Raw genomic sequence first — 15185 nt, forward strand, 5'->3', positions numbered from 1 at the left:
AAGGGCAATACGGGACAAACGAGGTGGGACGTACACGCTGTTTTACCCTCTTTGTAGAAAAAAGCCAGCAACCGCACAGGCGATTACATGGCTTTGCCTTTATCATTCTCGTTCCCGATTGGTCATTTGCTGCCAGACGGAGCCGCTTGCCGCCTCACCGCGCTCAATCCGCTCGATTGCCATCTTCACCTGCAGGCTGACCTCGAATTCCGGATCTTCCTCAGCGGCGTGAAGGCCAGCCAATGCTGTCTCATCGCCCTGTTCGAACAAAAAGCGGGCTGCACGCCAACGCACCAGCTTGCTCGTATCCTGCAGCGCCTCCACCATGCTGGGAATTGCTTGCGGATCGCCCAAATCAGAGAGCGTATCGCCCGCGGTCCGGCGCACCGACACCGAGGAATCCTTCAACGCTTCCAACAACAGCGGCATTACCGCCTCCGTGCCAATCATGCCCAAGTAAACAACAGCCAGCCTGCGGACCGATGATTTCGGATCGCGCAGCGCTTTTGCCAAGATCGGCAGATGCTCTTCCTGCGGCTCCAATCGATCCATCGCGGCATAACGCTTACGCCAATCAGGGTCGTCGAGCACCTCCAGCGTGATCACTGGCTCCTGTACAATCGGCTCGTCTTGTTCAACGGTTTCGTGTTTATCTGCAGCCGCTGCGCCCGCTTCCCGCAAAATTTCATCCATCAGCGCGCGCAAACGCTCATCGTCATACGCTGCATCCACTTCCTGCGCAACTTCTTCACCGATTTCCTTCAAGTCTCCATACCGGACGCCTTGTTCCACCCAACTGCGTTCCTTGATCAGATTGGGAGAAACTTTGCCTGCTTCCATCGCGATGTTGGCGAACCGCTCTGGCAAAGCGGCACGAATTTGCTCGCCGCCGGCTTCCACCTTTACCTGCATCGGAATGGTGCGGAACATTTGCAGATAGACGATCGCTTCTCCGAATGTGGAAGCGTCCTGTACGCCATCCTGCCCCGTTAAGAGTCCTTCCCCCTCGACATGATCGGTGTTGAAGACTTCCTTCACCGCGGCCAAAATTTCCTTCCAGCCTGCCTGTGGCAACCGGTCGAGTGCGATGAAATCTGCCGCACGGAACACGCTTTTGACACCCGGAATGTCTAATAGCTTTTGGATATAAGGCGCAGCCTGCTCTTTGTTTTGTTTGCTATATTCTTTCTGGATGCCGTTTGGCAGCGATTCATCCAGGTTGAGTTTCATTGAGTTGGGACTTGGGGTTGGCTCGATCGATAGCAGCTTCATCCATGCATCCGCTCCTTTCACGTATGATTCGGTGTCCTTTCATCATACAAACTTCTATGAAAAGAAGCAAAATGCGAGTGTGCTGCGAATCAGTCTATTTGTTTTTGGCGTAGAGCCAGTTGTAGTAATTGGCGTGTTTCATCTCATCGGTCATAATCTCAAAGAGAACCGGCTTGTAAATGTCGGGCAAGGCCAAATAGACGCCGCGATATTTTTCGAATGCTTTCAGTTCGCCCATCAGCGCCTGCTCAATGCCTTCCAAATAACTGTTGGGTCGTTTGAACTCCTCTTGCTCGCCCAAACCGGGCGCCGGCTGCCTGCCGGTGAGCTGTGTATAAAGCTGACGCAGCATGCGGCGGTGTTTCCGCTCGTCATCGCGGATCGATTCGATGACCCGCTTCTCCTGTTCTGTCGGTGCAACGCTGATCAAATACTCGTAAAACAGCTCATCGCTGCGTTCGTCAGCGATCGAACTCGTAATAACCGATAGCACGGCTTGCATGCTTCCTGACTGCATTTGCGGATCCATTGCTACTGGGACGTAACCATAATAGGGAGAATAAGCAGGCTGATACCCGCTGAAATAAACCACAGTGAACCCCTCCAAGAATCAATCTTCTGTTCTCGTCAGGATATTCGCCTGTGACACTAGTGGTTCCATTTTTCAACACTGCCGTCGGTATTCCCCCGGACTGACGTGAAACCGTGCCTTGAACCCGCGCTGAAACGAGCTCACGCTGCCGAAACCCGCCTCAAAGGCGATGTCCGTAATCTCCATAGCGGTTTGCCGCAATAGCTGTGCTGCACGGTCGAGCCGTACTTGCGTGACGAACCGGGCGGGTGTACAGCCGAAACGATCGCGAAACAGCTCGATCAAATAAAACTTGTTCAGCGACGATGCTTGGGCAATCTGATCGAGTGCGAGCGGCATGGCATAGCTGTCATGGATAAATTGGACGGCCCGCTGCAAGGCAGGATGGTCGACAACGGGGAATGACCGGCGCCAGCTGGTATCGTGCGAAGCGATGTGTGTTTGCAAAAAAAGCTGTGCCAGCTGCCATTCCAGTTCCTCCAATGCCAGCGCTTCCGACTGGCTTTGCATCGAGCGGAGAATGGCATGTTCCCCCAGCTGGCGAAATCGGTCATTATCCCCTTCGTGCCAATTGGGCATTGCCAGCTGTGGTGGATGATGCTCGAACCTCTCTGCCAAAACCTTTTGCAAAAATACCTCACTTAACCCTACCAGCATGATGCGCACAGGCTCATCATGAGCGATATGGCGATGCTCATCGTCTGGAGCCACGACGAGCCGGTGGTCTGCGGAAAGCCGCTTGATTGTCTGGTTGCACTGCAAGGAAACGATCCCCGCCAAAGGGATGCTCATCTGATAATGCCCTTCATGCTTGTGCAGCGTATCCGCTTCATGCGGATGCAGCTGAAAAATCCGAAAGCCGCAGTTTCCCAAGTCTAGCGAAAGATCCACCCAAACTCCCCTTTCTTTCCATGCGGCAAAAATTGTGCGATAAACCCAATTTTTGCGTAGCGGAGCATGTCACCTTCAAAGTAAGATCATGATTATTGAATCAATTTTTAGACTACTAGTTAGAAAACCTGGCTACGCCATGCTTTTTGGCGGAGCCGCGGCTGCACTTATACTGGATAAGAATTTATAAATTCTTATCTGTACAAATAACATCCGGGCCGCTAATTACAATGGCATGCCAGGATTTTCGTAAAGGAGACGGATCGTATGCTTATTACCAAACAAGGATTATCCGAACAAGAATTGGCTGCCATCGCCGAGCTTGCTGACATTTGCAACAAAGCGGACGGCATCCTATTGAAGCTCAACTGGGAAACGTTGAAAAGCCGTCCGACAGATGTGACCAACGACTTCCTCTTTTATGACGGCGACAAGCTTGTCGGTTTCGCTGCACTGTATGTTTTCCGCTCCACGGAAGCTGAGCTCAGCGGAATGGTTCATCCCGATTACCGTCGGCAAGGCATTTTCACACAGCTCACCCGCGCCGCACAAGACGAATGCCGCAGACGGAACATCCCCAAGCTGATCTACATCGTCTACCATCTGTCTGAGTCGGGCAAAGCGTTTGCAACCGCGACCGGAGCAGCATACGGCTTCTCCGAGTATTGGATGGCGCGGACAAAAGATCTTCTGCCACCGGTAAACCCTGACACGGCGAAAACCGTCACCTTGCGATTGGTTGAAGAGCGCGATCTCGAAGATATCATCGCTCTCAACATATCCGGCTTCTCCATGTCCGAAGAAGATTCCCGTGAATATGTGTCTCAATCACAAGCAAGCGAGCGCGACAAGACGTATATCTCACACTTGGGCGAAACTCCTGTCGGTAAAATTGGTGTGATGGAGGAAACCGACAAAGCATTTATCTTTGGCTTTTGCGTCGCTAGCGATATGCAGCGCAAAGGACTCGGCCGGCAAATTTTGAGCAAAACCATCCAGCTGCTGAAGGAAAAAGGCTTTCAGCAAATTGAGCTGGAAGTGGCCGTCGAGAATTTGCAAGCGCTCGGACTATACGAATCATGCGGCTTCGTAACGACCGGCGCGAACGATTATTTCGAGCTAGCGCTCAGCTAAATACAAGCGCTGAATCGTTTTGGCGATCTCTTCGATATTATTGGAGACTTGCGGTATCGAATAGCCGACGAACAATGGTGATGTGACGAAACGCGGTACAACTTTGACCAGCCGTTTCCCGCCCAAATGATAGAAAAAGAGATTGTAGCTGGCGCAACGCTGATTGAAATGGTGCAAAATATAATGCGTCAGGATCTGCACGTAGTCGGCCATCCGATCGATCTGCGCCAGATCTTCCAAAATAACATTGAACTCGGTGAACCCGGCGCGGGGCTGGCTGGAAATATTGCAGCTGATGCCTTGCGCCGCATCGATTTCAACCCCCACGAAATGATCCAGCCGCGTATGCTCCTGATAATCCACATGTTGTAAGCCGATGATTTGCATATGAGGATGCTTGAGCGACCCTCCTGAATACGGTCCGTGATTTTTGTAAAACATGACCGAACGAAACTCCCCGCTCGCCTCCATGTCCATCCACTTTTCCATCCCGAAACGAAACAGCTGATGCAAATGCTCTTTCGGATAGACCGACAGCTCGGAATCGCACTCATCCGTCTCGATGATTAGCGTCTGGTACGTATCCTGGAGAACTGGGTATTTGTTTTTGAGAAAAATGATCGACCCCCGTTCCTCCAAAACACCTTCCAGACTTTCTCGGTCGCAAAACGGACAGGTCGCCTCTCGGTTGATGATGTTCTCCGGTTTTTGTCTCCCAATGTGCGATTCAAAATAGAGATGGGTATGCTTCACGTTTATCACCTTACTATTCAAAAGTTTACATCTACTCTATCTTCAAGCTGATCTGTTCAATTCTGTATAATCATGTTATCACAATTACAAAAAATTCGCCTTTTTGAAGCCAATCAGCAGAAATTTGTGAAAAATAGGCGTTTACCCTTCCCTTCGGAGGATTTTCGCGTTAGAGTGGTGCATAAGGTATTTTTTTCGGTGTGGATAGGAAAATGGAGGGTTAGAGAGATGAAAGTAGCAAAATTTGGCGGCACTTCGATGGCGAGTGCGGCACAATTCAAAAAAGTGTATGACATCATCAAGGCGGATGGCGACCGTAAAGTCATCGTTGTCTCCGCTCCTGGGAAACGATATAAGGAAGATACGAAAGTAACCGATCTTTTGATCGCGGTCGCTGACCAGTTCCTCGCAACTGGCAATGCGGATGAGGAGTTGAACCGTGTCATCGCTCGCTATCAGGAGATCGCTGATGATCTGGAGCTTGGCCCTGCGGTCATGGAGCGTATTTCCGGCGATTTGCACGCATTGCTTACGCAGGATGCGACCGATTCCGCGCGTTTTCTCGATGCGGTGAAGGCTGCCGGCGAGGACAATAGCGCCAAACTGTTCGCCGCCTTCTTGCAAAGCCAAGGTGAGGACGCTCACTATGTGAATCCGCGTAAGGCGGGCCTCTTGGTGAGCGACGAGCCTGCCAATGCACAGGTGCTGCCTGAAGCATATGAACGGCTGAACGCGTCTTTGCGCGGTCGCTCCGGCATTACGATCTTCCCCGGCTTCTTTGGCTTTTCGCAGGAGGGCGTGCTGGTCACGTTCTCGCGTGGCGGCTCCGACATCACCGGCTCAATTTTGGCAGCAGCGGTGAAAGCCGATCTGTATGAAAACTTCACCGACGTCGATTCCGTATTTTCGGTCAATCCGAATCTAGTGAACAATCCGAAAGATATCAAAGAGATCACGTATCGCGAAATGCGCGAGCTGTCCTATGCAGGCTTCTCCGTTTTCCATGAGGACGCTCTTCTGCCAGCTTACATGGGCCGCATTCCGGTTTGCATCAAAAATACGAACAACCCGAGCGCCCCTGGCACGATGGTCACACTCGAGCGCCATACCGTCGCGGAAACCGTTGTCGGGATCGCGAGCGACGGCGGCTTCTGCAGCATTTACATGAGCAAATATTTGATGAACCGCGAGATCGGCTTCGGTCGCCGCGTGCTGCAAATTCTCGAAGAAGAAGGGCTCTCTTACGAGCATACGCCGTCCGGGATCGACAACATTTCCGTTATCCTGCGCGACAAAAACTTTGATGAGGAAAAAGAGCAGCGCATCACAGACCGGATCAAAAACGAGCTTCAAGTCGATGATTTCGCGATTGAGCGCGATCTGGCGCTGGTCATGATCGTCGGAGAAGGGATGCGCCGTTCCGTCGGGGTATCCGCTCGCGCAACTGCAGCGCTCGCCCGTGCCGATGTCAACATCGAGATGATCAACCAAGGCTCGTCCGAGGTGAGCATGATGTTCGGCGTTAAAGCATACGATGCGGATCGCGCCGTCATTGCGCTGTACGAAGAGTTTTTTGGCGAGAGCAAGTAAATGTAATTACGAAACGCGAACAGGCCGATGCTTCCCTCGACAGGGGCATCGGCTTTTTAATTTCACACGTATTCATGGGCCAAAATCAAGTAGACGCTAGACGTCCATGTGAAGGCCGGATCGCGTAAGGCTCGCCCGCTCTGCGCATCGAAATTTTCAGCCATCCCACAGTTCTGTGCCATACGGCAAAAGCGCCTTGCGATCTCCCGGGCGAACGAATCCTCTCCAGCTTTGCGCAGCCCGTCGACGATCAGCATGGTGGATGGCGCCCAAATCGGCCCTCTCCAGTATCCGTCGGGCACATAGCTGGAGCTGCCAATTCTCTCGGTAGCAAAGCCATGCTCGGTCAAAAATCCGTCGGTTTGTTTCAGCGCCGCAACCACTCTGTCCCGTACTGTTGCAGGTAGCCGTTCGCCCAAGACGATCGGCATCATCAAGAGCAAGCTGTCCGCTTCAATCGCTTGCCCGCTCGACGCCATTCGCGCAACGAAACGTTCCCCCGTCCAAAACCGCTGTAGCAAATCATGCAGAAGCTGCTCGTAACGGTCATGCCACTCCCGCGCCTCAGAATGTTGGCCAAGCCTTTCCGCTATCTGCGAGAGTGTCTCCATCTGCAGGCATAAGTAGGCCGCAAGATCGGGACTTTCCACCGGAACGCCCTCGGCAAAAACCGTGCTGTTGTCCCAGCCGCTGTCATTGCCGTGGTGGTAGCAATACAGCCCCTCTGCTGACTGCTTGCGATGTACAAGCCACCATGACGTCCATTTGGCTAGCGGCTCATACAGCTCACGCAGCCGTTCCAGCGTAAAAAAGTCGCTCCGCTCCATCATCCACCCGACCGCCCAGCCATGGATCGGCGGCTTGCAGCAATTCCAGAGTGCAAACGAGTCGTTGAGAAAATCGGGCAACACTCCGCTTGCGTCCTGGCAGTCAAAGAACAGCATGATTTGGTCAAAAGCCAACTGCGGATTGCCCCGCGCCAATGCCATCGCATTGAAGCAATGATCCCAGCTCCAAATATTGGTCATCCAGTTTTTGGACATGTACATCGCCGGACGTGTAAGCAGCCCGCTCGGACTGACGACGCTGGACCAGGTTATATACGCTGCGAGCTCCCTGCCTTCTGCGAATTCCTGCGGGACCGGCAACACATGGTCCAACCAGTCTCGATAAGTTCCCTCTTGCTTTGCAACGCACTCACCAAACGTGTCGTGCCCCTCATTTCCCTGACGAACGGTGATAAATTCCTCAAGCGCGCATTCAGCTGCGCCCGTCTTTTCATCAGGCACAAACGTGATCACGACGCGTGCTGACTTCACCCCATTCCATGGCGCATCAAGTGAAAGCTCCCCTTCCCGCATGGCAAGCCGCAATCGCACCGTTTGCGTGAAGCTATTGACCAAAGCGCTCGCAGGCTCCGTCTGAAACGCGTAATCGTACGCGCCCGTCTCCATCGTAAGCCGTACACGGACACCGAGCGAACGCACCCGTAACACGTGCGGAGCCGCAAAGCAAAACGTCGCGCCTTGCTCCCCTCCGGCATCAAGCGTAAGCTGCGACGGGGTCATTCTGACTTCATAATGCACTGCACGGCCGTCTTCACGTACTAATTCGATGTGGAACAGTTCGCCCCACTTTTCGTCCCCTCCGCGCACATTTCGGAGATACAGTCCATCAGACCGTTGCCCGGAACCTCTCGACTGCGAGAGAACAAAATACGAGCCATAACAGCTGAACGGTAATTGCTCCTGATTCACATGCACTTCCCATCTCCTCCTACTTTAACCCTGCTCCGGCCATATTCTCCACGATGTAGCGTTGGGCAAAAAAGAAAATTACCATCGGCGGCAGCGAGATCAGGCATGTGATCGCCATCAACGAGGTGGTGTCGACCACATCACGCGTGCCCATGAGCTGACCCAAGCCGAGTGGCAGCGTGTATTTGCTCATGTCATTCAGAAAGATCAGCGGTCCCAAATAATCGTTCCAGCAGCTCAGCATCTGAAAGACCGCGACGAGAATCAGAGCGGGTGCCGTAAGCGGCAGGATAATGCGCAAATAAATCTGGAATGAATTCGCGCCATCGATCCGCGCCGCCTCATCCAGCTCCCGTGGAATCGTCATGATGAACTGGCGCAGCAAAAAGATAAAAAACGGAGCTCCGAACCATGCTGGCACAATCAGCGGCTTTAAAGTATTGATCCAGCCAAGCCAGTTGAACTCCACGTACAACGGAATCATCGTCACTTCCCAAGGAATCATCATCGTGGCAAGCAAAATCATGAACAGAAGGTCTCGCCCCTTAAACGTGAAGCGCGCAAATCCGTATGCCACAAGCGAGCACGACACGAGCGTACCAAGCGTCGCCATCACCGTTACAATCGTAGAATTGACCAAATAAGTCGTAAACTCCGCTTTTCCCCACGCCTCAATGAAATTGGACCAATGAAGCTGGCTCGGCACCCATTGCGGCGGGTAGGCAGTGACCTCCTCTGGCCCTTTTAGCGCAGTTGCCACCATCCAGTAAAACGGGGCGAGAAAAAGCAGTGAGAACAGAATCAATAGCGTGTACGTGATCGCCTTTTTCATGTCGTCCCCTCCTTCTTCATCTCGCTCTCATAAAACACCCACAGTGCGGACGATTTGAAAACTAAGAGAGTGAGGACGAGGATGATGAGGAACATAAACCAGGAATTCGCAGCTGAATAGCCCATTTTGAAATACTTGAAGGCATTGTCATACGCGTACATCGCATAAAAGTAGGTCGACTGCAGTGGTCCTCCTCCCGTCAGCGTCATCGCGAGTACCAGCGTTTGAAACGCGCCGATGATCGTCGTGATCAGGTTGAACAAAATCGTCGGGCTGAGCAGCGGGATGGTGATGCGAAAAAACTGGGCGACCGCACCTGCACCATCGATCGAAGCCGCTTCGTATAGGTCGGACGGAATGCCCTTGAGCCCCGCCAAAAAAATCAGCACCATCGATCCTTGCCCCCACAGGCTCGCGATCACCATGGCGACGAGCGCCCACTTTTCGCTGTTTAGCCAATCGGGCCCTTCGATGCCGACAAGAGACAGCAAATAATTGAGGATACCGAACTCGCCATGATAGACCCACGACCAGATCATCGAGAGCGAGACGAGTGAAATGACGCTGGGTAAATAAAATACCGAGCGAAAAAATCCGGTAAACCGAACCTTTTGGTTCAATAAAAGCGCAAGCAACAGCGCCACGATGAGATTGAGTGGGACAAACAACAGCGCAAACTTGAACGTGATCCACAGCGACTGCCAAAACAGCGGATCGTCGGTGAACATACTGACATAATTGTCCCAGCCGACAAAGCGTGCCTCACCAATAATCGGCCAGTCAAAAAAGCTGATGACAAGCGAAAACACCATAGGTCCAAACGTGAAGACGACAAAACCGAACAACCAGGGCAGGAGAAAAAGAAAGGGGGTCAAAGCCCCCCCACGCAACTTCTTGGCAAGTTCCTTCATCGCGTGATCCCGCCTACTTCATGAACTTCTCGGAATCTTTCACCGCTTTGTTCAACAGCTCCTGCGCATTTTGCCCGAGCATGGCGGCATTGATTGCGGCGGACAGATTGCGGTTGATTTCATTCCAATGCGGATGAAGCAAAAACGCTGGTGTATCCGTTGATTGCTCCAGCATTTTGTAGAACGGGGCATAGAGCGGGTCTTGGTCGAGCTTTTGTTCCTGCACCACGCTGATGCGCACCGGCAAGTCGCCCGTCTTCATTTTGATCGCCTCTTTGGAGACCAAAAATTTGGTGAACTCCCATGCCAGCTCTTTGTGCTTTGAATCTTTGGCGATGGAGACGGCCGACTCCGCCACTACGCCTTTGACTGGCTTACCAGCAAACGATGGCGTCTCGACGATACCGAAATCGATGTTGGCTTTCTTATACGATTCCAGTGACCAAATGCCGTTGTCCCACATCGCAAGCTTGCCCGCCTTGAACAAGTCGTTGCCGCTTTGCTGATTTTTGGCGCCGACCAGCACCGCTGTTTTTTCCTTGACCATATCCCCCATCGATTGCAGTACATCAGCCGTTTCCTTGCTGTTCATGTAACCGTCGATCGTTTTTCCGTCCGGACTGATGAAGCTTGAGCCGTTGCTCCAGATGAACTGCTGCAAATCATAAGGATCTGGTTCGGAGCGAACAGCGAAGCCGAATTGTTTTTTCTCCGGCTTGCTCAGCTTTTTGGCGGCGGCCAGAAAATCGTCCCATGTCCAAGAGCTTGTCGGATAGGTAACTCCCGCTTCGTCAAACAGCTTTTTGTTGTAGTACATGACGCGCGTGGAAAATCCCGAAGGCAGCCCATACAGATTGCCATTCATTCGGTTATAGACCAAAAGGCCTTGATAAAAATCGTCGAGCGCTACATCCGGATCCCCTTTGATCAAGTTGTCGAGCGGCTCCAGCGATTCGTAATACGTCGGGAAGTCCCACATGTACATCACATCGGGAGGATTTTTGGCACCGAAGGAAGCCACCAGCTTCTGATCGAACCCATCTCCGTATGCCTCCACCTGCACCTTAACGCCGGGATGTTTTTTCTCGAATTCTTTGGCGATGGTTTGCTCGATCTTCAGCAAGTCATCCGCATCCCACGTAGCGAAACGGAGCGTGACGTTCTCGGCATTGGGGGGATTCGCCTGACCTGCTGACTGCCCCGCATTGCTTTGGCCTTGCGTCTGCTGCGAACTGGAACAACCGGATAGAAATAGGGCAAAAACTAGTCCACATGATAGGAAAGCGGATACACTTTTTTTCATCGCCTGACCCCCTCGTTTTTCTTCATTGTAACGAAAGGTCTCGTGACGCTAAACGCACATATGTTTTGAATTTTTCGTCAATTTGTTCGATTTTTATTCGAGGCGGCAAGCATGTACGCAAACGTGTCATTTTGTTTGGTGTATGTCGTCATTTTGTTCGGCATGATTGCGGCGGAACTCCCGCGGTGTGCAGCCGGTCGCTTTTTTAAACCATTTGCTGAAGTATTTGGCATCCGTCATCCCCACTTTCGCACAGATGTCGTGCACTGGCAGTGTCGTTGCTGTCAGTAATTCGCATGCCAGTTTGGCGCGGCGCCGGTCGAGGAACTCACCGAAATTTTCGCCTACCGTCTTTTTGAACAAGGTGCAAAAATGGCTGCGCGATAACCCCACCCGTTCCGCTACCTCAACTGCTGTCACCGGCTCGGAGAGATTGCGTAGGACCCACGAAACAGCCTTGTCGATCGGATCATGCCTGGCTGTCGGATGAAGGTCAAACTGAGACATCAGCTCTGCCTTTTTGTGTAGTTTCCGAAACGTTGCCGCTACGTCGGCGCTACATGCGATCGGACCTGACCATTCCCATCGTGCAGAAGGATTGGCAAGTCGCCAGCTGAACAGCTCGGCTTCCACCGTCGGCTTCCTCGCCTCCGCCACGACAAAATACGAGCGTTCCTTGCCGCCAAAGGACAGTTCCGTCAGGGAGGGGGCAAGCAGCGGCAATCGCTTGTCTTCTGCTGTTTGCGGGACAAAGCCCATACATGCATAGACAGTTGCACCATGTCCTTGCCAGATCCGGTCGAACATGGCATGGACCTCGGCTGGCGGAGGCTCGCTTTGCTCCTCGAGCCATTTGAAAAAAGCCACGCTCGGATTGGGTTCATCGTGAGCCGCTCGCAACAAATCTTTTTTTGCCGCCTCATCCAGCTCACGGCGAAACTGCTGCAAATATCCCTTCAGCTCCTCCTCGTCCCATACTGTTTTCAACACGTATCCTGACACGCCGATCTGGATGCCTTGCTGTGCATAAGTGAAATCTTGATGGCAACTGAGCAAAAGGATGCGTGTATATGGTGCGTGCGCTTTGATCCGCTTAGCCAAGCTGAGCCCATCCATCTCAGGCATCACGATATCGGTGATCACGATTTGGGGCATGTGCACAAGGAACGCTTCCCAGCCTTTTTGGCCATTTGGCGCTTCCGCAACAACCTCCATGCCGTATTCATCCCAAGGAACCAAGGCGCGCAGTCCTTTTCGCACGATCCGCTCATCATCGACGATCAACACCTTATCCAGCATGTGACAGCTCCTCCCGTTTTGGCCATTTCACCTGAACGGTCGTTCCCTCACCGCGCACGGAACGCACGTCCAAACCGTAATCGGCGCCGAAATGCAGTTTGAACTTTTGATCGACATTTTGCATGCCGAGCCGGCCCTTGCCAGATCGTGCCTGCTGCGGTTTCAGCATGCTGCTCATCTTATCCTCCGGGATGCCTGCTCCGTCATCGTTCAAAATAAGGCATATGCAGTCACCACCATCCTTGACCTGTAGATGAATTGTCCCTTGTCCATCCTCAAACGCATGGAAAAAAATATTTTCAAACAGCGGCTGCAGCGACATGCGCGGGATCAGACAGTGACCGACACCTTCCTCCATATCGAGCAGGAACCGGAAATTATCGCCATACCGGATTTCCTGAACCGCCAGGTAATGACGGAGCGTCTGCAGCTCCCGCTCCAGCGTGACCAGCTCCTGCGTAAAATCGAGATTCCCTTCCAGCACCATGATGAGATGGTACAGCATGTCATTGATCTCGTTCGCGCCTGAAAGCCGGGCATGCCATTGAATCGAATTAAGTGTATTGAACAGCAGATGGGGGTTGATTTGATAGTGGAAGGCACGTAGCTCCGCTTCTTTTTTCAGCTGCTCGGTGCGGCCGACCTCTTCGACTAGCCGCTGAAGCTGTACCACCATCTGGTTGAAATGCTCAGCCAGATTGCCGAGCTCATCCTGTGAATCGACTGCTGTCCGCGTCATCAGTTCGCCCGTACCCACAAGCCGCATCGATTCTTTCAGCCGCTTGATGCGCCGTGTGATCGGATGGGAGAGCAAATAGGCAAGCAACAGGACGAGCAGCAGGCAGATGCCAACCGTCAGCAAAGTGAGCGTGCCGATTACATTCGAGGAGCGATAATACTGCTCATAGGGAACCCGCACTTCAATCGACCATCCGCTCGTCTCGAGCTGCTGTGTCCAAACGATGTCATCTTCCGCTTGCTTGCGATCGGTTGCCGACTTGTACATGGTCTGTCCTTGCCCGTCACGGATGACAATGGTCGCCTTCATGTCGCGCTCGAGCAGATCAAACAGGTGAAACAGCTTTTCCGCATCCATCTCCAGCAAAATACGGCTCTGTTTCAGCACCCCGTAGCTGCTTTTGACGGGGACGACTAGCCCGAGCATGTTCCTTGTGCCATGCGGCTCATCTGCCCCCAAGCTATGATGGGGCTCATAAAAACCGATCCAATATTCACCATCCAACTTTATAGGGATGTCTTGCCACCATTGTTCCTTTCGAAGCTTTTCAACGTCGAGACGGTTGCGCCCGTAATAGTAGCCGGACTGGGTGATCAAATAGATGCCCTGCATTTCAAGTGTCCGGTGCGCCTCCAAGTAGCGCTCAAAATTTTTCTGCGCCAAAAACCCATTGTACGTGCGCGGAATTTCTTCGCGCAGCACGATGAGCGTTGGGTCGAGCAAGTATGTATTGATGTCATGTGCGATGATCTGCATTTGACTGAGCGAGCTGTCGATCTGAAATTGCAGCTGCGTCACGACATATTGGCCGTAATTGCCGAACTGGGTGTTGATGATGTCGGCGGATTGCCGATAAGACAGCGTGCCTAACATAAGCAAGGGAATGATGGCGACGATCAGAAAGAAGAGAATCAGCTTGGCATGAATGCTTTTTTGGGGCAATTCGATCATTCGTTTGAAAAATCGGAAAATGGCACACAAACGCTTGTCCCCCCTATAGACATCGAAATCCCCACACAGATTGAGTGGGGATGCACAAAGGGTTCGACGATTTGCCGGTATTTTCCTGCATGCGCAACAGTCGAGCGCAAGAGTCGTATTTTACTTGCGGTAGGCAAACAATTGCTCTGCGATCGCTGGCAAATGGACACCATTGACGTCCGCAATCCGCTGCACATGCTCCGCCGGAATGGCCGAAAAGCCCGTGTAAGCGCCGCACAGCCCACCTACCATCGCGCCGACCGTATCGCAATCTCCGCCCAGATTGGCAGCGAGCAGCACGCCTTTGATCAAGTCGCCTTTCGCATAGTAGGACAACGCGATTGCCATCGGGACAGCTTCTGTCGTCGCCACTCCTGCACCGATCAAGTTGTACAGCTTGTCCATCAGCCGCTCTTCATCCTGTTCGCTTGCGATCAGCTCAAGCGCCCATTTGACCCGTTCCTTGGACGAAGCGCCAAACGTATCGTTACCGCGCTTCATCCCCTCATCGTACGCTGCGAATGCGACGCTAAGAATCGAATCCCAATCCCGCGTCTCGATTGCCGCTGAGATGGCTGCCGCCAGCAACGCTGCTCCGGCGATCGCGATATTCGTGTTGTGCGTGCCAAGGCACACCTTCTCCACTTCATCGACCAAGCGAATGATATTATCCGGCTTGCAGATCAATCCGATCGGGGAAATCCGCATGGCAGCCCCGTTCGTATCCCCGCTGCCACCCGCCTGCTCGACTGGCACGCCGCTTTTGATCGCGAGCAGCGCCTTTTGCGAGCTCGGCCCAAGCGCATTCGTCGTAAATGCATTCACCTCGTCAGCCCATTCCAGAATCGCATGGGCTACCGCTGTCGGGTTGACTTCGCCTCCCCGCTGAATAATCGATTGGCAAATTTTCAGCGTTTGCGCCGTGTCATCCGTAAACTGCCCAGCGGCAAATCCCTTTACGACAAAATGATCATCGGGTCCAGGCAAAAATTCAGTGATTTTACCGAATCGCGCCTTTACTTTCTGTCTTGACCACAGCTCGGATGGCATCCCCATTGCGTCCCCGATCGCCACACCTACTAACGCACCTTTTACACGATCCAGCGTCATCTGAGTCATCCCCTTACTCTC

13 protein-coding genes are annotated in these 15185 nt (G+C 52.7%); 2 read left to right on the top strand and 11 right to left on the bottom strand.

Features of this window, described 5'->3' with window-relative positions; translation table 11 throughout:
• Window positions 1-102 precede the first annotated feature (102 nt).
• The 3 genes from EDM56_RS23755 to EDM56_RS23765 form a co-directional block, all read right to left on the bottom strand.
• On the bottom strand, window positions 103-1272 hold the full coding sequence (locus EDM56_RS23755) for a conserved virulence factor C family protein (RefSeq protein WP_122920423.1): 1170 nt from the start codon (window positions 1270-1272) through the stop codon (window positions 103-105).
• Between the two features lie 94 nt (window positions 1273-1366).
• A complete protein-coding gene (locus EDM56_RS23760; protein ID WP_246009508.1) occupies window positions 1367-1864 on the bottom strand; it encodes a ferritin-like domain-containing protein in 498 nt (165 codons plus the stop codon).
• A 72-nt stretch (window positions 1865-1936) separates the two neighbouring features.
• Window positions 1937-2755, bottom strand: coding sequence for a helix-turn-helix domain-containing protein (locus tag EDM56_RS23765; RefSeq protein ID WP_122920424.1), 819 nt, complete (start codon window positions 2753-2755; stop codon window positions 1937-1939).
• A gap of 267 nt (window positions 2756-3022) precedes the next feature.
• On the opposite strand from EDM56_RS23765, the gene EDM56_RS23770 reads away from it, so the two are divergent.
• On the top strand, window positions 3023-3889 hold the full coding sequence (locus tag EDM56_RS23770) for a GNAT family N-acetyltransferase (RefSeq protein WP_122920425.1): 867 nt from the start codon (window positions 3023-3025) through the stop codon (window positions 3887-3889).
• On the opposite strand, the gene EDM56_RS23775 is transcribed toward EDM56_RS23770, so the two are convergent.
• Window positions 3875-4642, bottom strand: a complete 768-nt coding sequence (locus tag EDM56_RS23775) for a DUF4931 domain-containing protein (protein WP_122920426.1) — start codon at window positions 4640-4642, stop codon at window positions 3875-3877. The genes EDM56_RS23770 and EDM56_RS23775 overlap by 15 nt on opposite strands.
• Before the next feature lie 228 nt (window positions 4643-4870).
• Between EDM56_RS23775 and EDM56_RS23780 the strand changes: the two genes are divergently transcribed.
• Window positions 4871-6232: an aspartate kinase gene (locus EDM56_RS23780; protein ID WP_122920427.1), complete on the top strand. Its 1362-nt coding sequence runs from the start codon at window positions 4871-4873 to the stop codon at window positions 6230-6232.
• Between the two features lie 62 nt (window positions 6233-6294).
• On the opposite strand, the gene EDM56_RS23785 is transcribed toward EDM56_RS23780, so the two are convergent.
• The 7 genes from EDM56_RS23785 to EDM56_RS23815 form a co-directional block, all read right to left on the bottom strand.
• Window positions 6295-7995: an amylo-alpha-1,6-glucosidase gene (locus tag EDM56_RS23785; protein ID WP_122920428.1), complete on the bottom strand. Its 1701-nt coding sequence runs from the start codon at window positions 7993-7995 to the stop codon at window positions 6295-6297.
• A gap of 13 nt (window positions 7996-8008) precedes the next feature.
• Window positions 8009-8821: a carbohydrate ABC transporter permease gene (locus EDM56_RS23790; RefSeq protein WP_122920429.1), complete on the bottom strand. Its 813-nt coding sequence runs from the start codon at window positions 8819-8821 to the stop codon at window positions 8009-8011.
• Window positions 8818-9732: a carbohydrate ABC transporter permease gene (locus EDM56_RS23795; RefSeq protein WP_122920430.1), complete on the bottom strand. Its 915-nt coding sequence runs from the start codon at window positions 9730-9732 to the stop codon at window positions 8818-8820. The genes EDM56_RS23790 and EDM56_RS23795 overlap by 4 nt, the downstream gene beginning before the upstream one ends.
• Window positions 9733-9745: 13 nt before the next feature.
• Window positions 9746-11035: an ABC transporter substrate-binding protein gene (locus tag EDM56_RS23800; RefSeq protein WP_122920431.1), complete on the bottom strand. Its 1290-nt coding sequence runs from the start codon at window positions 11033-11035 to the stop codon at window positions 9746-9748.
• Window positions 11036-11161: 126 nt separating this feature from the next.
• Entirely contained in the window at window positions 11162-12334 is a 1173-nt protein-coding gene (locus EDM56_RS23805) for a response regulator transcription factor (RefSeq protein ID WP_122920432.1), read from the bottom strand.
• Window positions 12324-14054: a sensor histidine kinase gene (locus tag EDM56_RS23810; protein ID WP_246009509.1), complete on the bottom strand. Its 1731-nt coding sequence runs from the start codon at window positions 14052-14054 to the stop codon at window positions 12324-12326. Before EDM56_RS23810 ends, EDM56_RS23805 begins: the two co-directional genes overlap by 11 nt.
• Before the next feature lie 120 nt (window positions 14055-14174).
• Window positions 14175-15164, bottom strand: coding sequence for an ADP-ribosylglycohydrolase family protein (locus EDM56_RS23815; protein ID WP_183192570.1), 990 nt, complete (start codon window positions 15162-15164; stop codon window positions 14175-14177).
• Window positions 15165-15185: the final 21 nt, after the last annotated feature.

Origin of the sequence: Brevibacillus fluminis (assembly GCF_003710825.1) — a bacterium.
In the GTDB taxonomy this organism is placed as follows: Bacteria; Bacillota; Bacilli; order Brevibacillales; family Brevibacillaceae; genus Brevibacillus_D; species Brevibacillus_D fluminis.